Origin of the sequence: Proteus genomosp. 6, from assembly GCF_040139785.1 — a bacterium.
In the GTDB taxonomy this organism is placed as follows: domain Bacteria; phylum Pseudomonadota; class Gammaproteobacteria; order Enterobacterales; family Enterobacteriaceae; genus Proteus.
Window position 1 is genome coordinate 1 of the sequence record NZ_JBEEVJ010000012.1, and the last position, 19,225, is coordinate 19,225.

19 protein-coding genes and 1 pseudogene are annotated in these 19,225 nt (G+C 35.1%); 11 read left to right on the forward strand and 9 right to left on the reverse strand.

What is annotated here, in order from left to right:
* The 4 genes and pseudogenes from ABN212_RS14355 to ABN212_RS14370 form a co-directional block, all read left to right on the forward strand.
* Positions 1–264, forward strand: a pseudogene (locus ABN212_RS14355) (tail assembly protein); the annotation flags it as partial.
* Positions 264–4,442, forward strand: coding sequence for a phage tail protein (locus ABN212_RS14360; protein WP_349443338.1), 4,179 nt, complete (start codon positions 264–266; stop codon positions 4,440–4,442). The pseudogene ABN212_RS14355 and the gene ABN212_RS14360, both read left to right, overlap by 1 nt.
* A gap of 31 nt (positions 4,443–4,473) precedes the next feature.
* Positions 4,474–4,728, forward strand: coding sequence for a hypothetical protein (locus tag ABN212_RS14365; protein ID WP_349430392.1), 255 nt, complete (start codon positions 4,474–4,476; stop codon positions 4,726–4,728).
* On the forward strand, positions 4,729–5,370 hold the full coding sequence (locus tag ABN212_RS14370; protein WP_349430390.1) for a hypothetical protein: 642 nt from the start codon (positions 4,729–4,731) through the stop codon (positions 5,368–5,370).
* A gap of 41 nt (positions 5,371–5,411) precedes the next feature.
* Here the strand turns inward: ABN212_RS14370 and ABN212_RS14375 are convergent, their stop codons facing one another.
* Positions 5,412–5,747: a colicin E1 family microcin immunity protein gene (locus tag ABN212_RS14375; RefSeq protein ID WP_196556770.1), complete on the reverse strand. Its 336-nt coding sequence runs from the start codon at positions 5,745–5,747 to the stop codon at positions 5,412–5,414.
* A gap of 367 nt (positions 5,748–6,114) precedes the next feature.
* On the opposite strand from ABN212_RS14375, the gene ABN212_RS14380 reads away from it, so the two are divergent.
* Positions 6,115–7,506, forward strand: a complete 1,392-nt coding sequence (locus tag ABN212_RS14380; protein ID WP_231039519.1) for a colicin-like pore-forming protein — start codon at positions 6,115–6,117, stop codon at positions 7,504–7,506.
* Between the two features lie 18 nt (positions 7,507–7,524).
* Here the strand turns inward: ABN212_RS14380 and ABN212_RS14385 are convergent, their stop codons facing one another.
* The 4 genes from ABN212_RS14385 to ABN212_RS14395 all read right to left on the reverse strand — a co-directional run bounded on the left by ABN212_RS14385 (position 7,525) and on the right by ABN212_RS14395 (position 8,786).
* Entirely contained in the window at positions 7,525–7,866 is a 342-nt protein-coding gene (locus ABN212_RS14385; protein WP_311747414.1) for a colicin E1 family microcin immunity protein, read from the reverse strand.
* Between the two features lie 293 nt (positions 7,867–8,159).
* Positions 8,160–8,258, reverse strand: a complete 99-nt coding sequence (locus ABN212_RS14390; protein WP_226892316.1) for a DNA polymerase III subunit theta — start codon at positions 8,256–8,258, stop codon at positions 8,160–8,162.
* A gap of 12 nt (positions 8,259–8,270) precedes the next feature.
* Entirely contained in the window at positions 8,271–8,432 is a 162-nt protein-coding gene (locus ABN212_RS18900) for a YnfU family zinc-binding protein (RefSeq protein ID WP_215534280.1), read from the reverse strand.
* A 162-nt stretch (positions 8,433–8,594) separates the two neighbouring features.
* Complete coding sequence (locus tag ABN212_RS14395; RefSeq protein WP_004247006.1) at positions 8,595–8,786, reverse strand: hypothetical protein; 192 nt, start codon at positions 8,784–8,786, stop codon at positions 8,595–8,597.
* Positions 8,787–9,553: 767 nt separating this feature from the next.
* On the opposite strand from ABN212_RS14395, the gene ABN212_RS14400 reads away from it, so the two are divergent.
* On the forward strand, positions 9,554–10,681 hold the full coding sequence (locus tag ABN212_RS14400) for an ABC transporter substrate-binding protein (protein WP_198620685.1): 1,128 nt from the start codon (positions 9,554–9,556) through the stop codon (positions 10,679–10,681).
* A gap of 127 nt (positions 10,682–10,808) precedes the next feature.
* Here ABN212_RS14400 and ABN212_RS14405 read toward each other — a convergent pair whose 3' ends face one another.
* A complete protein-coding gene (locus ABN212_RS14405; protein ID WP_198620684.1) occupies positions 10,809–11,261 on the reverse strand; it encodes a multidrug/biocide efflux PACE transporter in 453 nt (150 codons plus the stop codon).
* A 101-nt stretch (positions 11,262–11,362) separates the two neighbouring features.
* Between ABN212_RS14405 and ABN212_RS14410 the strand changes: the two genes are divergently transcribed.
* Complete coding sequence (locus ABN212_RS14410; RefSeq protein WP_198626515.1) at positions 11,363–12,235, forward strand: LysR family transcriptional regulator; 873 nt, start codon at positions 11,363–11,365, stop codon at positions 12,233–12,235.
* A gap of 75 nt (positions 12,236–12,310) precedes the next feature.
* Here ABN212_RS14410 and ABN212_RS14415 read toward each other — a convergent pair whose 3' ends face one another.
* Together ABN212_RS14415 and ABN212_RS14420 are read right to left on the reverse strand one after the other, a co-directional pair.
* Positions 12,311–12,649 carry a DUF1869 domain-containing protein gene (locus ABN212_RS14415; RefSeq protein WP_198626516.1) on the reverse strand — a complete coding sequence of 113 codons (339 nt, stop codon included), beginning with the start codon at positions 12,647–12,649 and terminating at the stop codon, positions 12,311–12,313.
* A 10-nt stretch (positions 12,650–12,659) separates the two neighbouring features.
* Entirely contained in the window at positions 12,660–12,992 is a 333-nt protein-coding gene (locus ABN212_RS14420; protein ID WP_196533083.1) for a DUF1971 domain-containing protein, read from the reverse strand.
* Positions 12,993–13,362: 370 nt separating this feature from the next.
* Here ABN212_RS14420 and cbpA point away from each other — a divergent pair, with 370 nt between their 5' ends.
* The 3 genes from cbpA to ABN212_RS14435 all read left to right on the forward strand — a co-directional run bounded on the left by cbpA (position 13,363) and on the right by ABN212_RS14435 (position 16,165).
* Positions 13,363–14,304, forward strand: a complete 942-nt coding sequence (gene cbpA / locus ABN212_RS14425) for a curved DNA-binding protein (RefSeq protein WP_109372797.1) — start codon at positions 13,363–13,365, stop codon at positions 14,302–14,304.
* A complete protein-coding gene (gene cbpM, locus ABN212_RS14430) occupies positions 14,304–14,609 on the forward strand; it encodes a chaperone modulator CbpM (protein ID WP_023581369.1) in 306 nt (101 codons plus the stop codon). Before cbpA ends, cbpM begins: the two co-directional genes overlap by 1 nt.
* 287 nt (positions 14,610–14,896) lie before the next feature.
* Positions 14,897–16,165: an amidohydrolase gene (locus ABN212_RS14435; protein WP_349443339.1), complete on the forward strand. Its 1,269-nt coding sequence runs from the start codon at positions 14,897–14,899 to the stop codon at positions 16,163–16,165.
* Positions 16,166–16,222: 57 nt separating this feature from the next.
* Here the strand turns inward: ABN212_RS14435 and ABN212_RS14440 are convergent, their stop codons facing one another.
* A complete protein-coding gene (locus ABN212_RS14440; protein ID WP_198620680.1) occupies positions 16,223–17,155 on the reverse strand; it encodes a LysR family transcriptional regulator in 933 nt (310 codons plus the stop codon).
* Positions 17,156–17,682: 527 nt separating this feature from the next.
* Between ABN212_RS14440 and ABN212_RS14445 the strand changes: the two genes are divergently transcribed.
* Complete coding sequence (locus tag ABN212_RS14445; protein WP_198620679.1) at positions 17,683–19,179, forward strand: C69 family dipeptidase; 1,497 nt, start codon at positions 17,683–17,685, stop codon at positions 19,177–19,179.
* Positions 19,180–19,225 lie beyond the last annotated feature (46 nt).

Below are 19,225 nucleotides of genomic sequence, written 5' to 3' on the forward strand. Positions count from 1 at the left end.
TCTTTTTTAATACCGGGTGGATTTTTAGCAACAATGACATCGACGGCATTATTTGCTGCTGGTGTTGGAGTGGCCGCGGCGGGATTGGCAACGATGTTAACCAAAACACCTCCGGCACCGAGCATAGAGGGGCGAAACTCTGAAAGTAACCAGTATTTTAGTTCACTCTCAAATAGAGTCGGACAAGGCTATCCCGTTCCTATCTGTTATGGCGAGATGGTCGTAGGTTCCAATGTAATATCACAAGGGTTGGAGACTGTTTAATGGGGAAAGGTGGTGGCGGAGGAAGCACTCCGAGATTGCTTGATGACAACTTAAAAAATAAACAATTTCTTAATGTCATTGATTTGGTTTCCGAAGGGCCAATAGAAGGCCCTGTTGGTGGTATGTCAGGCTTTTTATTGAATGGTACGCCTGTTGTAGATGAAGATGGCAATCCGAATGTTCATGGGGTTGAGGTTCAATGGTGTGCGGGAACACCGACACAAGCGCCTTTAGATGGTTTTCCTTTTGTAGAGAAAGAAATACCCGTTAATGTTGAGGTGAAAAAAAATACGCCAATCTTGCGCACTATTTCCGATCAGGAAACTGACCGCGTTAGATTTACTTTGGGTGTCTCTGCCCTTGTTGGTCAAGATGATAAGGGAAATCAGTACGATGCTACGGTGGAAATGCTTATTGAAGTTAATGAGGGATCTGGTTGGGTACATGCAGAAACAGCAAGAATAACCGGTAAAATTAGCGGTCAATATTTAGAATCATATATCATCGATGCGCCTAAGAAAAAACCATTTCAAATCAGGGTTTCTCGTACAACTGAAGACAGTAAGAGTGATTTGCTGAAGAATGGCACAGTATGGGCGAGTTACACAGAAATAACTGACGCTAAATTTTCTTATCCTAATTCTGCTGTTGTCGGGATGAAAATTGATAAATCCCAATACGGTGATACGCCCAATCGCACCTATCATATAAAAGGAATGATTATCCAAGTTCCTGATAACTATGATCCAGAAACGCGCACTTACACAGGGATTTGGACGGGTCGCTTCAAGCCTGCATGGACTAATAATCCCGCATGGATTTTTTACGATTTAGTCACCAATGAACGATACGGTATAGGAGAGATGATCGGTTCGTTTGACGTTGATAAATTCGCGCTATATGCCATTGCTCGTTACTGTGATGAATTGGTTGATGATGGATTTGGCAACAAAGAGCCGCGTTTTACTTTCAATGCCTATATAACCTCTCAACGAAAAGCCAAAGAAGTGCTTGATGACTTGGCGTCTGTATTTCGCGGTATGCCTTTATGGGATGGACAACAATTAACGTGTTTTCAAGACAGACCATCCGATCCAGTATGGACGTATACAAATTCAAACGTTATTGATGGCAAATTTAAATATACATCAACAGCGAAATCAGCACGACACAATGCTATTGAAGTGTCATGGGTAAATCCGAGTAATGGATGGAGTGAAGAAAGAGAATTTATCCAAGATGATGACCTTATTCAGCGATTCGGCGGTGTAAATGTCAAAAAAGTCACCGCTTTTGGCTGTACTAGTCGTGGGCAGGCTCACAGAGTGGGTAAATGGATATTACAAACAGAAAAGTTGGAGAAAGATAGCGTTACCTTCACAACTGGACGCGAGGGGATCAACTGTATCTCTGGCGATATTATTGAAGTTGCAGATGACAGTTTTGCAGGGGTGAAGGTAGGAGGACGAGTTTTATCAGTTAATGCTCGTACTATTATTATCGATGCGCCTATTGAGTGGAAATATGATGATAAAGGCACTTTCTCATTTTTAGGGGCAACAGGTAAGTTCGTAAAAATAGAAATTCAATCTATCGATGGTGATATTGTTACTTTGCGTGAAAATCCACATAGATTGAAGCAGTATGGTGTATTTTCCATTTCAAAGAGCACGTTAACGACCAGATTATTTAGGGTAATTTCCATTTCGGAAGATAATGAGGGGAACTATCTATACAACTGTATTCAGCATGAGCCTCAAAAGGAAAGCATTGTTGATAGCGGTGTTGATTTTACTGGAAATCCTCCAACACAGAATGTTGTTCGTATTCCTAACATAGAACGCCTTTCTATCGCTTATGTTAATGATAGCCCTCGAGTTCAGGCTAGAGCTATGTGGGCAACAACAACTATCAATAGGAATATCTCATTTAATGTTACTCTTTATAAAGGCAAGAAAGTTGTTTCCTCCGGAAGTACCACAGATCTTGAATACTACTTCAATGGCCTTGAATCTGGCGAATATCTTGTTGGTGTGCGAGGTAAAGATGCTAATGGAATGCTTGGTAACGAAACAAAAGTGCAGATGGTCATTGGCGCACCAAGCGCACCGAGTTCAATAACCGTTGAGTCTGGTTTTTTTGAAATAAAACTGATCCCTCACATCTCTGCACCACACACTCTAAATACTGAGTTTGAGTTCTGGTTTTCTGATGAAAACAAGATAGATAATATCAATGAGATAGAGTCAAAGGCTGATTTTTTAGGTAGAGCTAAATTCTGGACTAAAGGACAGCTAAAGGCAGGTCATGATTACTGGTTTTATGTGAGAAGTGTCAATGAGTACGGTAAATCTCATTTTGTGGAGATGAAAGGTCAGGCTGATGATAATACCGAAGCTATCCTCGATGAATTAGCGGGTCAAATTAGTCGAGATCAACTCGCGCAAGACCTATTGGGTGAAATTAACAGTAAAGCTAACCAAATCGATATTACTGAATTACATGAGTTAATGAGGATAAATCACGACAAGCTTTTAGAAGAGTCAATGAGGCAAGGCGCGACGATTGAAGAAAGTGAAAAAAAACGGGAGGAATCAGAAAAATTACTGGCTGAGCGGATGAACCAAGTTTCAACGGCAACAGAAGCACAGGCCGCAGCAATCAAACAAGAGCAACAAGCGCGTATTGATGCGGATAAAACTGAAGCGCAACAACGGCAATCTTTAGCGACACAACTTCGTGGTGATTATACTGGCAATGATTTATCGAAAGTCACCGCAGGACTTATCTCCGCGGAGAAGCAAGCGCGAGTTACAGGTGACCAAGCGGAAGCGAAAGCCAGACAGTCATTGGAAACACGGATGAATGGGAATGTTTCCGCGATTAATCAATCATTAGAAACCCTCACCTCGAAACAGCAAGCACAAACGCAAGAGATTTCAACGCTCAATTCAAATTTGAAAGGGAAAGCCGATAGCAGTGCGGTTAATGCGTTAAATACGCGAGTATCTAATATTGATGGCAAAGTGACGTCCGCAACCTCTCAGGTGCAAACGTTATCCAGCAAATTAGATAAAGTGAAAGCTGATTTAACGGGATCTGTGGTGGTGGATTTGGATTTATCAAAACTCAATGAAAACATCTATTATCCGGTTATTTTGCCTTTAGTGACCTCTCGTCGTTATGCCTTTAAGGTCTTTAGAACCTTAGGACAATATTCAGACAATAAACCTAGCTATGCGACGCACAGCACCAAAGGCTTTGCCATGATTGTGGAATGGCAAGTCAGTGGTTCTGGATGGGGAACACAGTCTGAAAACCGCATCATTGATAATTTTGATTGGCGATGGACAAATCAATCTCCTGTGATGGGACCCGCTCAATTAATAAATGGTTCTGTGGAATATATTTATTTGCGAGGAGGCGCTAAATACCAACTCACTAAGCATAAAAGTGTTAACCATCAAATTATCACCAGCACTTATACCAACAACAAGCAATCGGTGGCACCGAAAGGGTTTGTGGCGAATGAAGTACCTAAGTCCAGCGAACAGAAAGTCAATGCAACGGCGAATGCGGTAAGCCAACTTGAAACCAAAGTGACTGAGGTTTCAGGTAAAGTGACCTCTACCGCTCAGCAAGTCACTCGTTTAGAAAGCCAAGTGGGTACAAGTTCAGCCAAAATCGAACAGACATCGAAAGTGGTCACTGATTTAAATGGCAAAATCTCTGCATCATGGACAATGAAAGTCCAGCAGGATAGCAAAGGGAATAAAGTCATTACCGGCATTGGCTTAGGGTTTAATGCACAAGGAAATAGCCAATTTCTGGTTAATGCCCAAAACTTTGCAGTGATATCGTCATTAAACGGTAAAGTGGTGACACCGTTTGTGATCCAAAATGGACAAGCTTTTTTCAATGATGCGTTATTTAGTAAGGCAACCATTGATAAATTATCGGTAGGTAAAAAGATAACCTCCACTAATTATTTAGCGGGCAAGAAAGGATTTAATATTGATGCCACAACAGGGAATGTGGAATTAAATGATGCGGTATTTCGTGGACGGTTAGATATTAACTCAGGAGGAACAAAAGGGCGGTTAGTGATCACAAATAATACTATTTATGTTTATGATGAAAATAATAAATTGGTTGTTAAATTGGGCTACTTGGGTTAGTCGAATTCTTTTTCATAAAAAGGTCAATAAAATGCCATGGGGATTAACAATTTATAATGATAAAGGGGCGGTGGAAAACATCACCAGTTCATCATTTGTGCTCGATTTTATTAAAATAACGGGAGATGGAAGTAAGCAATATACTGTTCCTAGTGGATTAACATTATATGCGACAGCTATTGGTCGGCATAGTATTCGCACCTTTGTTTCTGGTAATACGGTTTATTGGAAATCCAATATAACCTCGCCATCGATGGATGGTATTATTATTGTGGGGTTAAAATAAATGAGTAAATATGGTTTGAAAGTATTTAATGGAAAAAATGCAGAGTATTTAAGTACATTAGAATCATTTGTTTTTTTTAAACGCATTAATAATATTAAAAAAGGAAATTATAATACAGGAATAAAAAAAACAGATGATCCGCCAATGGTCTTTTCAAGATGTACATCAATACAATCTGTTATTCCTGCCTCAATTTCGGTTATAAAAAAGGATGGATATTGGAACATTACTTGTCAACAAAACGGTGATGTTCTTTTTGAGTGTTATTTATTCGTCAGAGCCTCATATTATAATAAAGCCAAACCTCAAAAATGGGGTATTCAGATATTTAATAATAACCAGTTGCTTCAAGTTTCAGGAGCAAGACCATTAAGAATTCAGTCCATCACTGGGTTTTCTAATGGTAGACCTATTGGTAATGAATTATCAGTGGGTATCCAATGCGCTTCACTGTGTCGAGTTGTCGGATATTACTCCACACCAACATCTCCTTATCAACATGCCGTTATTGAAGTGGGAAGCTGTGGTTCAGGCACTAAAATTGCACCAATGCGATGGCAATTAACGGTATTGCCGGGACCTAGTGCAGATTCAAGTACGGATGATATAGTACAGTATATTGATATTAAGGATTATCAATAAAGCATGAGGTGGATAATAAATTAGGATGAAATATTTATATACTATATAAGTGGGCTTTTTACTAGAGTAGCTATTATATAAAGCATTGAAATAGGGATAGCAAAGATAAAAACTATTATGGAATATAGTGCTAATAAACCTTTTTTTCCAGGAGTATCTATAAACCAACCTTTATTCCAAAATTCTCTTGTGGTGAACTTTAAGAAGACGGATTCAACAGCCCATTTAGCAAATGGATATAAAATAGCGTTGATAATACTTATAAGTAACCAGAGAAGCCCATCTCCTAAATGGAGTTCCTCCCACGAAAGAATGACATGAATTGTAAGAATGAAAAATCCCCAGAACATATTATTAATATAATATTTCTTAGTCATATCTGATTCCTAATGAAAAATTATCTCTACACCATTTTAATGGTAATACTTCTTATTTTCAATAATTTGGCTGTTTTTATTTTAGTCAATTTACCTTTTTATGCTGAGCGATTTTAATTTTAGTGCTACTTATTGTAAGTGAGATGGTAGAAGTGCGGAAAGAAAAAAAAAGGAAGAAAATCAGGACACCAATAAGACTCCCAAAAATTATAACTGATTAAATTTATTTAGTTCAAGTAGGAGTCAAATGCTAATGATAAGTATTCCGAATATAGCCGAAATAAGACGATTGTTTTACGATTATTATTGAATACACTGTGTTTATGTACAGCTTTATTCGTTTGGAAATTTTAACAAGGAGTTAGTTATGAGTATTAACATTGCCACATCCAACAGTAATCAAATTCCACCCAATTATGGTGTATCTCTTGGTGAGACTGTTGGCAATTCCACAGTTGTAAATCAAAAATATGAAAATGGTTGGGTAAATAGTTATGATCAAAATGGTTATTTAGTAGCTACAGCTAGACCTGTAAGTATCTCTAATATACCTGATTTAGTTTTTGACCCTGAGGATCTTAACGAAAAATTACAACAAGCAATGCAAAAGGCGATTGTACAACTAAAAAATCAGATAGCCGAGCTGGTAAAGCAAACCATAGCTGATGCAGAAAAAGCAGAATTAGAGTGGATAGAGTCACATCCGGTTGAGCATGCAGAATTAGTGTATAAACAATTAGTGGATTCAGTTTCTCAAACTAAATCTAAGCTCACTCACATGGAGAATGAACTCAAGATTCTAAAAGATTCTAGAGAATATAAAACATTGATCAATCCTAAAAAAGATCATTATAGTCAACCATATTTAGGTGTATTTGGGTCTAAAACTGTTGATATAGAAAATCAGGATGATTTGAATATTTTATTAGAAAAAGATGGAGATAAAACACTTGCGGTTTTAATTATGTCTAAAGAAGATTGGTTTTCTGGGTTAGCTGATGTAGCTTTGGCAAATAAAGTTCGTGAAAGCATGAATTCACTCTATAAAGCTACTGAAAAAGCTAGAAATAGTCTCATTAATAAACAAAAACAAGTAGCAGAGAAAACACAGGAAATAAATGATGCAAACAAAGAAATTGCGAATAAAGAAAATGAAAAACAAATTGCTGAAAAACGTTTAAATAATTTGAAAACTAGTATAAATAAGTTAAATAATGAAGTAGAAAAAGATGCAGTTAAATTTACAGCCGATTTCTACAAGGAAGTTTTTAATGCTTACGGGGATAAAGCAGAAAAATTAGCGAAGGATTTAGCTTCACAAGTAAAAGGAAAAACTATTCGTAATGTTGATGATGCGCTAAAAGCCTATAATAAGTATAAAGCGAATATTAATAAAAGAATTAATGCGAAAGATAGAGAGGCAATCGTTAAAGCTTTAGAATCAATTAAAGTGAGTGAGATTGCTAGCAACTTAAAAAAATTCAGTAATAGTATGTTGTATGTAAGTAGATTTATTGATGCGGCAGATTTATTTAACGAGTTATTAAAAGCTGTAAAAACTGATAATTGGCGTCCATTTTTTGTTAAAGTTGAAACGCTAGTTGCTGGAGCAGGAGCTACAGCAATTGTTGGATTTACATTTAGTGTACTATTTGGCGGGCCTATTGGCATATTGGGTTATGGTCTTATTATTGCAGGCGTAGGTGCTTTAATTGATGATAATTTAGTTGAAGACGCAAATAAATTAATTGGGATTTAATATATAATAAGAAGGTTGCTATTTAATTAACAGCCTTCTTATTAAAACTCCTAATATAAAAACAAGTGTAATAGGTATAGCCATTAAAAAAACAGCGCCACCATATATTGCTAATAAACCTGATTTACCCGCTGTATTCATAAATAACCCTTTATTCCAAAATTCTTTTGTGGTGAATTTTAAAAAGAACGTTTCAACAGCAAATTTAGCTACTGGGTAAAGTATAATTCCTATAACACTGATAATAAATAATAATAACCATTTATATTCTTTTATATCGTAATCAAAAATGAAGTAAATACACAAAGCTCCATAAATCCATCCCCAGAACATATTATTAATATAATATTTTTTAGTCATATCTAGCTCCTAATGAATAATTAGCTCTATGTTATTTTAATGGTAATGCTTCTTATTTTCAATAATTGGGTTGTTTTTATTTTAGTCAATTTCGCTTGTTATACTGAGCGATTTTAATTTTAGTGCTACTTATTGTAAGTGAGATGGTAGAAGTGCAGAAAGAGGAAGAAGAAAATCAGGACACAAATAAGACTCCAAAAATTTATAACTGATTGATTATATAAATCAGTCGGTTCCATAGAGCATCGGCTCTACTCTGTTTTCAAATACTGCACCGAACTCCCATCAGGCAACTACTTGCCTCTCTCACGATAAAATGCCAATCGTTCGTTAAAATACTCGCGCAGATGTGCTGGTTGTTGTCGTTCAACTTCCACGGCAACAACGGGCATATTGCGTGGTGTTTATATTTTATTGAAATAAAACATGTAGCCACAATTAGGGCATAATAAGATTAGGTTTTTCTTAAGTTTGTGTTTGTTTTGTTTAGCTACGTAAGAACAGCTTGGGCAGGTAACTTCTACTAGTGCGTCTTGAAACATTCTTATCACATTAAAAGCTTTCATATCTTTCACCCATTATAGGGATATCGTGATTCAGTGTACGCTACTTTGTATTTAATTGCTCAATTTTTGTTCTTTTATTTGTGGTGACAATTTTTATTACACCACATGATAAAGCACAGCAAGTACGTTTGAGTATTTAAGGTGCCAGAAACTGCCTGTTGGTTAGCCAACTACCACACACTCACCTTCAATAAAATCCTCTCCGTCATCTTCGCATTTCACAAGACGACACTTTCCACATAAGCCATATCGACTAACGACACAACGAACACCAGGAGAGCTACTTGAGCCTTGGTGTTTGTTTTGTCGTCTCTCATAGCTGGATATTTTTTCTAACAAGCCATCTTTAACCATGCTATCTAATGTTCTGCGAGTAGATTCGAGAATACTTTTCTTGTTAAAAGAATCCTATCCTTTAAGCATTAAGCTACACCAGAAACCTCAAAAGGAGGGGCGCCTATTTCGCCAGCTACTCATGCAAAATTATCAGGCTTAAATAATTCCATTATCTTTTTTTCTTTCTGGATTAGCTTCATGAGGTTCATAACAGCTCCAGTTAGTTTTTGGATAGGTGGAATTAAAAATGAGGAGGTGGTATAAAAGTATCACCTTTCTTTTTTTTGCATTCATGTCTTATCTAAAAATAACCTCTAAAAATCCAAAAGGGGTATTTATGGGGGTATGAAAATTTATTTGTATGTTTATTTTTATATAAATCAGTGTGTTAACCTATTTATTTTGTTCTCTCCTCCTCCGCCATTTCAATATCTCCTAGCGTCTCCTGAAGTCTCCCAATTCCAGTAAAATCAAACCTTCGTACTAAATCATTGTCTCCTGAAGTCTCTTGAAAGAACCACCATTGTTGGTAAAACCAAAATGGGTAATAAGATGCTAAAAGCTTTAGAAGATCTAACTGAAATAGTCAGCTAAATTTCTGCGTGTATGATATATCATTCATCACTTGCTACCCTTATTATAATGTTCCGTGACCTTTGTTTTATAACAAACTTAGATGCCGCTCTATTAAGGCTAATTTATTTAATAGTCAGATAAAGATGATTTCTTATTGATGATGTTAATGATAATTGTTAGCATTAACTCTCTATTATGGAGAGTATACTATGAAAAATAAATATCACCTGCTAGCAATATCTCTTTCAGCATTACTTCCTTTTACCGCATCAGCTACAACATATCCAGTTACTATTACTGATACAGATGGGCAAAAAATAACGTTAAAACATGAACCAAAACGCATTATATTACAAGATGGTAGAGATATTTTAACGCTAGCTTTGCTTGATAGAAATAATCCGTTTGAAAGGGTTGTAGCATGGAATAATAATCTAAAAAAATCGGACCCACAGACAGTTTCTTTATTAGAACAGAAATGGAAATCTAATATAAATGCAATCCCTGATATGGGGTTTAATGACAAAGGTGAGGTTAATGCAGAGCAAGTTATTGCGCAACAGCCTGATGTTCTGATTGCTCAACTAAGAGCAAAACCCGCATTAGAAGGATCAGGTGTTGTCAGTATTTTAAAAGAGGCCAATATTCCTATTATTTATGTTGATACTTTCTTAGAGCCAGTCAAAAATACGAAAGAAAGTGTTGAACTTCTTGGTATCATTTTAAATAAAGAGAATGAAGCTAAAGAATATACAGATTTTTATCAACAACACCTAGATAATATTAAAAATAAAACTCAAGAAATTAAAAATAAACCAAGTGTATTTGTAGAAGCAAAGGCTGGAGCTAATGGTGATGGGTGCTGCTTTACACATAATAATGCAGGTTGGGGTGGTTTGATTCAAGCTGTTGGTGGTGACAATATTGGTAGTCATTTCTTACCAGGAGCCTCGGGTGTTATTTCTTTAGAACAAGTTATTAGCACTAAACCTGATGTATATATTGTAACGGGATCTCGCTGGATTAATAAAAATAATATTTCTGCACCATTTGGTTATGGGGTATCTAACAAAGAGGCTCAAGAAGGTTTCAAACGATTGAAGAGTCGAATTGGATTTAATCAAATCACTGCGGTTAAAAATGAACGATTATATGGTATATATCATAATTTCTATAATCATCCATATAACATCGTTGGCTTAGAGTATTTAGCAACCTTTATTTATCCTGAACAATTTGCTGAATTAAAGCCAGAAAATACTTATAAAGAGATAATAGAAAAATATACCACATTACCCAACGCTGAATTTCTTTGGGCAGCAAAAGCAGATAAATAAAAATTCAAGTTATAGCCCTTTTTTTAAGGGCTTTCTATCTTCATTTACATTTCGAACAATCAGAGTATCTACTTTTGATTCGTGATAAAAAACACCTAATGATAGCTCAAAAGGTGTTTTCGAGTAATTATTGACGTGCAGTAATGCGTTTCTCTTTACGATTAAACCAATTTTCACGCAATTTATCGTAACTAAGATTAAATGCATATGTATAAAAAAGGAAAAAGGCAAAGAAGCCGACTTCCAATAAGAATGCGTTCCACAGTGACATATTTAATAAAAATGCCAATATTGGTAAACCAATGATCACAAAACTTAATTCAAATCCAATGGCATGCATGACTCGTATTTTTGTTGGTCTTGAGCCTTTGATTAAAGGCCAATAGCGGTCAAAAATCATGTTATAAAATAAATTCAATAACATAGCTAATGTTGATAAAACAATAGCAACGGTTCCCATTTGAAAAATTGAGCGACCCAAAATCCATGCACTAAGTGGCGCTGTTATTGTGATGGCTATCACTTCAAATGAAACAGCGTGAAAAACGCGCTCAGTAAATGTTTTTTGATATTGGCTCATATCCCACCTCAAATTAATTGTTTAGCAAAAAAACAGATGCAATTATTAGTGATTTTTTGTATATATACAAAATAGGAGCCATCGAAAAAACCGATACCATAATGAACTATTCCATAGAAACTTTGCGTACATTTGTTGAAGCCGCATCACTGAAATCATTTTCTGCTGCTGCTCGAAAATTAAATAAAAGTCAGTCTACAGTGAGTAGCACAATTACAGGATTTGAAGATGATATGGGCTTTGAATTATTTGAACGAAAGGGGAGAGAATCAACGCTAACCTTTGCAGGGAAAAAAGTACTAAGCTTAGTTGAAGATATATTAGCGGCAGATGAACGATTACAGGCATTAAGAATAGAGCTATCACCAGAAATGGAGCCTCGTTTAAGTTGCGTTTTTTCTGATATGTATCAACCCCCTTATTCTGAGCAACTCTTAAAAATTCTAGATAAAGAATTTCCTCATATTGAGTTTGAGTTTCTTGTCGCTGAAAATGATGATGTCATTAATATGCTACAAAATAACCAGGCACATATCGGTATGATGGAATCACGAATAGAATATCCAGCCGATATTGCTTTTGCCCGTTTACCCGTAAGTGGTGAGTTAGGATTATATGCACATAAAACTCACCCACTTGCGAAAGAAAAGCAAATTAGCTATCAACATTTAACCATGCATCGTCAATTACGGCTAAGTAGTCGTGCTCAATTTGTCATCAATAGTGAAAAAAATTGGCTGGCACCTAACTATTTATTGATACTTGAAATGGCAGAGCAAGAAATGGGATGGGCAATATTACCCACTTGGTTAGTTGAGCAATTTGGGCATGACTTACTAGTCAGTCTGAATTATGACCAGTTTCCGAAAAAAATAGATATCGATTTAGTTTGGTCGAGAAATAATCCACCAGGAAAAGCAGGATATTGGATGATTGATAAATTGTTGAAAAATAATATTCAGTCTTCTCGATAAAAATTAGGGAATCAATCACCTTCATTAGCAATAATGAAGGTGATATTAGTTCATTATTATCTTAATAATATTGACTTACCAACCACAGACATTTGTTTCTTCATCCATATCATAACCACGTACAATATTGATAAGATCTTTTACCATTAGGCTCGACATCTCGGCATCTAATAAATCAGCCCAAAAGCTTTCTTTATTGACAGAAACACCATTATTTTTATTTGTTAATGCTAAGGTAAGTTCTTGTGAATCAATATTTACTTTACTTTTTAACTCATCAACTAAGAGTAAAACTTCTTGAGTTGCAACATCTGGAATATACAGAATTTTAGGATTAAGAAAGATTTTTTGGGATTTATTTCGGCCATCAGCACTAATCAATTCTAATAAATAGCCTTTGTTTTCATTTTCCATAATCAACCTTTTAACCTTCAGCAAGTATTTTAGGATCGACATAAAAATCGACGTTAAAAACAGTATCTTGAGTTTTAGCTTCTATTTTGTGCCACGTCTCTGGTGGAAATACACCAAATTCACCGGCATTAATCACTAGAGTTTCTGTTGGCTCAGGGCTGAATTCATCTGCATAGGCGTAATAAATAATCGTACCTTGCATGACCGATAATTTAGGATAAACCCCTTGGCGAGTTCCTTTATCTAAATGTCTTTCCCAAATTGATTTAGGGGCAGTGTCTTTCGTCCAAAGTGGCGTAGCACGTACATGAATATAGTGAGTAGGGATAATAATTCTTTCCATTTTACCGCCCTAGAAAACGTGAATAGATTGATTTTTATACTTTTTATCTTGATTAAAAAGAAAAATCGCAGTTGATAACGTAGTAAATTATTATGCGTTAAATAAAATCTACCTCTTATAATGAGGTATTTCAAATGCAATTTAATAAGAATATACAACGATATTATTCATTTTTTATCTAAGATATTGTTTTATTTTGTTAAATTAATTTTTAATATTTAAACTATTTTTTATTTCAAGCCTATTTTTTAGGCTGCAAACACGGTTTTTCATAGGAATTTACTCATCAACATAGTTTCTTTGTTCTATAATTGATCAAGTCTAGGATATTAATATTTAATTCATTATTTAACATAATTGAGATATCACTATGGAATTAAAGGATTATTACGCCATTATGGGTGTTAAATCTACGGATGATATTAAAACGATTAAGACAGCTTATCGTCGTTTAGCAAAAAAATATCATCCTGACGTGAGTAAAGAGCCTGATGCAGAAGAGCGTTTTAAAGAAATTGCTCAAGCATGGGAAATATTAGGTGATGAGCAACGTAGAGCAGAATACGATGAACTTTGGGCACATCGCAACGATCCTAAATTTAGACAATTTACGCAACAGCAATCAAATACAAATCAAGAACGTTTTAACCAAGAAGATTTTGACGATTTTTATGCTTCATTTTTTGGTCAACATTCTCCCTTTGAAGGCCGTCGAGCTCAACAGGCGCCTAAACAGCGTGGGCATGATTTAGAAATAGAATTAGCTGTTTTTCTGGAAGAATCACAGGAAGAGCATAAGCGCACAATAAGTTACCACTTACCTGTTTATAATGTCTTCGGTATTTTGGAAAAAGAAATTCCTAAAACACTGAATGTTAAAATTCCCGCAGGTGTTATTGATGGGCAACGTATTCGCTTAAAAGGGCAAGGTACTTCGGGTGAAAATGGAGGCGAAAATGGTGATTTATGGTTAACTATTCGTATTGCACCTCATCCTCTATTTGATATTAAAGGCCATGATTTAGAAATAGTTGTTCCTGTAGCTCCTTGGGAAGCTGCATTAGGTGCAAAAATTCCTATACCTACAATAAAAGAAAAAATCTTGTTAACTATTCCGGCGGGAAGTCAGGCCGGACAAAAGCTACGTATTAAGGGAAAAGGGTTAGTTAGCAAAAAGGTCAGCGGTGATTTATATGCAATTTTAAAAATTGTGATGCCACCTAAACCCGATGAAAAGATACGCGAATTATGGCAACAAATTGCAGATAGCCAGACCGATTATAATCCACGTAAAGACTGGGAGAATAAATAATGGGTCAATTAACAACAACAGTATTTACTGTCACTGAGTTTTGTCATCATACGGGAATATCAAATGATGAGCTCAAAGAGTTTGTAGCACTTGGTGTGATCGAACCGCTAGAAATTGAAACTCAGGAGTGGTTTTTCGATGATAATGCTATTGTGGTGACACATCGTGCATTAAAACTTCATAAAGAACTCGCATTAGATTGGCATGGTATCGCCATAGCACTGACTTTATTAGATGAAAATGAACAGTTAAAACAAGAAAATAAGCAATTACGTCAGCAGTTAATGCGTTTTATAAATGAATAAAGATCAATAAAATAGCCACTAAATGAGTTAAAGATTTTTAGTGGCTATTTTTATGCCACAGTTTTATTGTTAACTCACTACTTTAAAACACTTTATTTATTGATTTTAATAATTATTTTCCCTCCGTGACCTTCTCTAATTTCTAAAACTACCATGCTATATAAATGAACAAAATAGCGATGTGATCACACATATACCCATAATCATTAGGTTATTATTATCATAATAAAAAAATTATTGAATGCTACCTTTTTCATAAGATATTTATCTTTCGTAAGGGAAAAATAATGAAGTCGATCCAAACCAATAAATTAATAGAATGGCGTAGAACGTTTCACCAGTTTCCAGAAATTGGCTGGACTGAATTTGTAACGACAGGCACGATCATCAGCATATTGAGAGAGATGAATATTGAGGTAAAAACGGGGCCTCATATTATTTGTCGAGAAAGCATTTTAGGTAGAGATGAAAAATTAGTTAATGAAGCTATTAAAATAGCTGAAGAAAAAGGGATCAGCACCGAGTTATTAGTTGAAATGGATGGTTTAACAGGGTGTATGGCAATTATTGATACAGAAATTCCGGGGCCTACATTTACTTTTCGTTTCGATATTGATTGTGTTTATGTCCAAGAGTCAAATGATGATTCTCATCTACCTAATAAGCAGGGATTTGCTTCATGTCGCTCTGGATTAATGCATGCATGTGGTCATGATGGGCACACTGCGGTAGGACTTGGCTTAGCACATTGGTTAAAACAGAATATTCACGCTTTACGTGGGAAATATAAATTAATATTCCAACCCGCAGAAGAAGGAGTGAGAGGTGCAAGAGCAATCAGTGATAGTGGAATATTAGATGATACCGATTATTTTATGGGGATGCATATTGGATGTAATTTGAAAAAAGGTGAAATAGCACTCGATCCTTTTGATTTCCTTTGTACTACTAAATTAGATATTTCTTTAAAAGGTAAAGCCTCTGATGCCACGGATGAGCCTGAAAAAGGAAATAATGCTTTAGCTGGGGCATGTTTTTTAGTTAATGAAATATTAGCCATACCAAGACATGGTAAAGGTATGACAAGAGTGAATGTTGGCACTTTAATTGCGGGTGAAAATCGTAGCCTTATTCCTAGTTCCGCGAAAATGCAATTAGAAGTTCGAGGACAAGATGCCGAAATAACGCAATATTTGTTTGATAATATAAAAAGATATGTCGATGCTGCCGCAGTTGCTTATCAATTAGACACAAAAATAGAAATTACTGGTGAAGCAACAAACTTCAGAAATGATCCGGAAATGATAAACATCATGCAAGGTGCTATTAATTCACACCCAGAATTAGTCAATATCACATTACCTTTAGGGGGAAGTGAGGATGTTTCATTAATGGTAAGAAGAGTACAAGAGAAAGGGGGAAAAGCGATATTCTTTTTGGTGGGTGCCGACCAAAGTGATGGGCATCATAAAGAAAAATTTGATATCGATGAAGAAGCACTTTCCATCGGCTTAACACTTTTTACTGAAGGTATCCTCTCTATCCTTAATATGTAAAAATAATAAGAAGGTCTATTCTATTTACCTATATTACATAGAATAAGACCTTAATGTTTATTTAATTGGAGTTGAAAATAAAGAGGCTTCTGGTTGATGCTCTTTAATAAACTCAATATAGAGCTGTGTCTCATGCTCGGTTTTTTTCGAGGTGAAAAAAAAGATATTACTCGTAATAGTGGGTGTGAATTCTCGATAAACAATATCTTCTGTTTCAATAATAGGAAATGAATTAATTAAACTCACTCCTAACCCATTTTTTACAAATGTCATTGCTGTGTTTTGATCAGAAACTTCAGCAATAATATTGGGGGTAGATTTTGATTTATTGAGTGCACGATCAATAACTGTACGGCCAATATTATTTTTAACTAAAGCAATAAAAGATTGTTCATGTAAATCATCAGGTGTAATGATATTTTTTGTGCATAGCTCATGTGCTTTAGGGATTGCACAAATAATTTGAGTTTCTCTCATCGGAATTTGAATCAAATTATAATTGCTATTAATGGTCATATTATCAGTAATAACAATATCAGCTTGTTCTTTTGCAATTAAAGAAAGTAGTTGCTCACTTCTAGATATTTCTAAGTGGACATTAATTTGATATGTTTTGATAAACAGAGCAGTGACCTGATTGATAAAACCATAGGCTAATGTTGGTGGAACTAGAATTCTTAGACTCCGTTTTTTTTCTTGATGATGAAAATGGCTTAATCGGCTGAAAGATTCAGCGATATTGGCGATTTCTTCATAAAGCAATAAGGCATCAGAGTTTGGTATTAATTTATTATTTTCACGAGTGAATAACTTTTTACCACAACGTTTCTCGATCTGATTTAATGTCTGGCTTACCGCTGGTTGAGAAATACCTAGCTGCTCAGCTGCATTAGTGACACTTCCCTGATCAATCACGGTTTGTATAATTTCAAGGTCACGTAAAGTTGCCCATCCTCCTGACCAAGAAGTTCTTTTTATATTAATTGCCATTGTGTTTTTTGTTTTAGTCAGTTTATCTTGTGTTAGATTATACAGTTAATAAGTTGATTATTAAATAATAGCGATGATAGAAAATTTATAGAGCAAAAAGATAAGGATAACTCATATAAAACCTCTTGTTAGGGTATTACAGATGCTTTTATTTATCGCAATATAAAACAATTAACAAAGGTTGTTATGGTATGCAATATATCGTTATTATCTTTAATATCAAAAACTGTTTTTATAAATAACGTAATTTTTAATTACATAATAAAAGGTTGTTAATAACAAATTATTTTTCTTTTTATTTGTATTTTAAATGAATCTTTTAATAAATCTTATTAATATTAATATGATGCATATAATTAATGTTTTTATTTTAAAATATAATGGTCATTGAGATATAAATCACGGAAACCCACGCTTTTTCATTGTTAATATTTTGCATCAAATTATCTATCTGGTTTTTTATTTTGACTCTAAAAAGATACTTAATTGATCTACAAATTATAAATAACAAGCAAATGGGGAGTTTTATGTCTTTATTCAAAAAGGGTATTATTGCCTTATCCGTTAATATTGCATTAGTTTCTTCAGCTTTAGCCTGTACAACGTTGTTAGCAGGAAGTGAAGCAACAAATGATGGTTCGTTGATTATTGCTCGTAGCGCAGATAGTGATGCATTAAAAGCACAACATTTTGTTATTCATCCTGCTAAAACGAATCAAACGGGTATTTACAGTACCAAAGAACATAACGGTGCTAATAATTTTACATATCCATTACCTAAGAATTCATTACGCTATACCACTGTACCGAATTGGAAAACACAACTTCACGGTGCAACAGGATTTAATGAACTGGGGGTAGGTGTCAGTGGTACTGAATCTATTTTTGCTTCACCTAAAGCACTCTCTTTTGATCCCTATGTTGAAGAAACTGGGATAACTGAAGATGATATTCCAGATGTCCTGCTTTCAAGAGCAAAAACAGCTCGTGAAGCCGTGGAATTATTAGGTAGTATTATTGAAAAGCAAGGTGCTGGTGAAGGATTTGGTGTTGCTGTTGTTGATAAAAATGAGCTTTGGTATTTAGAAACTGGAACTGGACATCATTGGATCGCACAAAAATTACCTAAAGATAAATACTTTGCAACAGGAAACCAAGGTCGATTACAACACTATGATATTAATAGTAATGATGTTTTAGGCTCTAAAAATCTCGTGGAATTTGCCGTTGAAAAAGGGCTTTATAATCCTGAAAAAGAAGGGGCATTTAATTTTTCAAAAGCTTATACACGAGATGACGAACGAGATCGTACTTATAATGATCCGCGAGTATGGATTATCCAGCAACAATTTAATCCATCATTAAAACAAGCTGTGGATGATGGTCGTAATTTCGCACCTTTATTAACACCAGAGAAAAAAGTATCTGTTGAAGAAGCTAAAGCGATGTTACGTAATCACTTTGAAGGAACAGAGCACGACCCATATACCAATGGATTAAATGGTAAAGAGCCATGGCGCCCAATTAGTGTATTTAGAACTTATGAAGCGCATGTCATGCAAGTCCGTCCAGAACTTCCTCAAGAAATAGGAGAAGTCACTTATGTAGGATTAGGTATGGCGGATTTAACTGCATTTGTTCCGTATTACAGTGGATTAAAAGCTTATCCGCAACATTATGGAATAGGAAGCAATCAAGCAGACAATGATTCTATTTACTGGAAATATCGTAAGTTACAAACATTAGTAATGACAGATTATCCAAAACTCGCACCAATAGTGAAAAAAGCTTATCAAGAGTGGGAAGCAAAAACCGCATTAGAGCAAAAAGAAATGGAAGCTAAATATCTCACTATGGTGAAAACAGATAAAGCTGGTGCAGATAAAATGCTTAATGAATTTAATCTACGAGTCATGGCAGATGCTGAAAAATTAACTGAAAACTTAATGAATGAATTGTTTACAGTAAGAACAAAAGATATTCAAGACGATATTTTCTTTGCTAATAAGTCTAAGAAAGATTGATAGAAGAGAAGTATTTTAGATATCTATTTTAATAGAAAGATCCCAA

Coding starts and splice junctions, on each gene's coding strand:
- ABN212_RS14380 (WP_231039519.1), top strand. CDS start 6,115: ATGAGTATTAACATTGCCACATCCAACAGTAATCAAATTCCACCCAAT.
- ABN212_RS18900 (WP_215534280.1), bottom strand. CDS start 8,432: ATGAAAGCTTTTAATGTGATAAGAATGTTTCAAGACGCACTAGTAGAA.
- ABN212_RS14385 (WP_311747414.1), bottom strand. CDS start 7,866: ATGACTAAAAAATATTATATTAATAATATGTTCTGGGGATGGATTTAT.
- ABN212_RS14360 (WP_349443338.1), top strand. CDS start 264: ATGGGGAAAGGTGGTGGCGGAGGAAGCACTCCGAGATTGCTTGATGAC.
- ABN212_RS14410 (WP_198626515.1), top strand. CDS start 11,363: ATGAACTATTCCATAGAAACTTTGCGTACATTTGTTGAAGCCGCATCA.
- ABN212_RS14370 (WP_349430390.1), top strand. CDS start 4,729: ATGAGTAAATATGGTTTGAAAGTATTTAATGGAAAAAATGCAGAGTAT.
- ABN212_RS14415 (WP_198626516.1), bottom strand. CDS start 12,649: ATGGAAAATGAAAACAAAGGCTATTTATTAGAATTGATTAGTGCTGAT.
- ABN212_RS14405 (WP_198620684.1), bottom strand. CDS start 11,261: ATGAGCCAATATCAAAAAACATTTACTGAGCGCGTTTTTCACGCTGTT.
- ABN212_RS14400 (WP_198620685.1), top strand. CDS start 9,554: ATGAAAAATAAATATCACCTGCTAGCAATATCTCTTTCAGCATTACTT.
- ABN212_RS14365 (WP_349430392.1), top strand. CDS start 4,474: ATGCCATGGGGATTAACAATTTATAATGATAAAGGGGCGGTGGAAAAC.
- ABN212_RS14440 (WP_198620680.1), bottom strand. CDS start 17,155: ATGGCAATTAATATAAAAAGAACTTCTTGGTCAGGAGGATGGGCAACT.
- ABN212_RS14390 (WP_226892316.1), bottom strand. CDS start 8,258: ATGCCCGTTGTTGCCGTGGAAGTTGAACGACAACAACCAGCACATCTG.
- cbpA (WP_109372797.1), top strand. CDS start 13,363: ATGGAATTAAAGGATTATTACGCCATTATGGGTGTTAAATCTACGGAT.
- cbpM (WP_023581369.1), top strand. CDS start 14,304: ATGGGTCAATTAACAACAACAGTATTTACTGTCACTGAGTTTTGTCAT.
- ABN212_RS14445 (WP_198620679.1), top strand. CDS start 17,683: ATGTCTTTATTCAAAAAGGGTATTATTGCCTTATCCGTTAATATTGCA.
- ABN212_RS14395 (WP_004247006.1), bottom strand. CDS start 8,786: ATGGTTAAAGATGGCTTGTTAGAAAAAATATCCAGCTATGAGAGACGA.
- ABN212_RS14375 (WP_196556770.1), bottom strand. CDS start 5,747: ATGACTAAGAAATATTATATTAATAATATGTTCTGGGGATTTTTCATT.
- ABN212_RS14420 (WP_196533083.1), bottom strand. CDS start 12,992: ATGGAAAGAATTATTATCCCTACTCACTATATTCATGTACGTGCTACG.
- ABN212_RS14435 (WP_349443339.1), top strand. CDS start 14,897: ATGAAGTCGATCCAAACCAATAAATTAATAGAATGGCGTAGAACGTTT.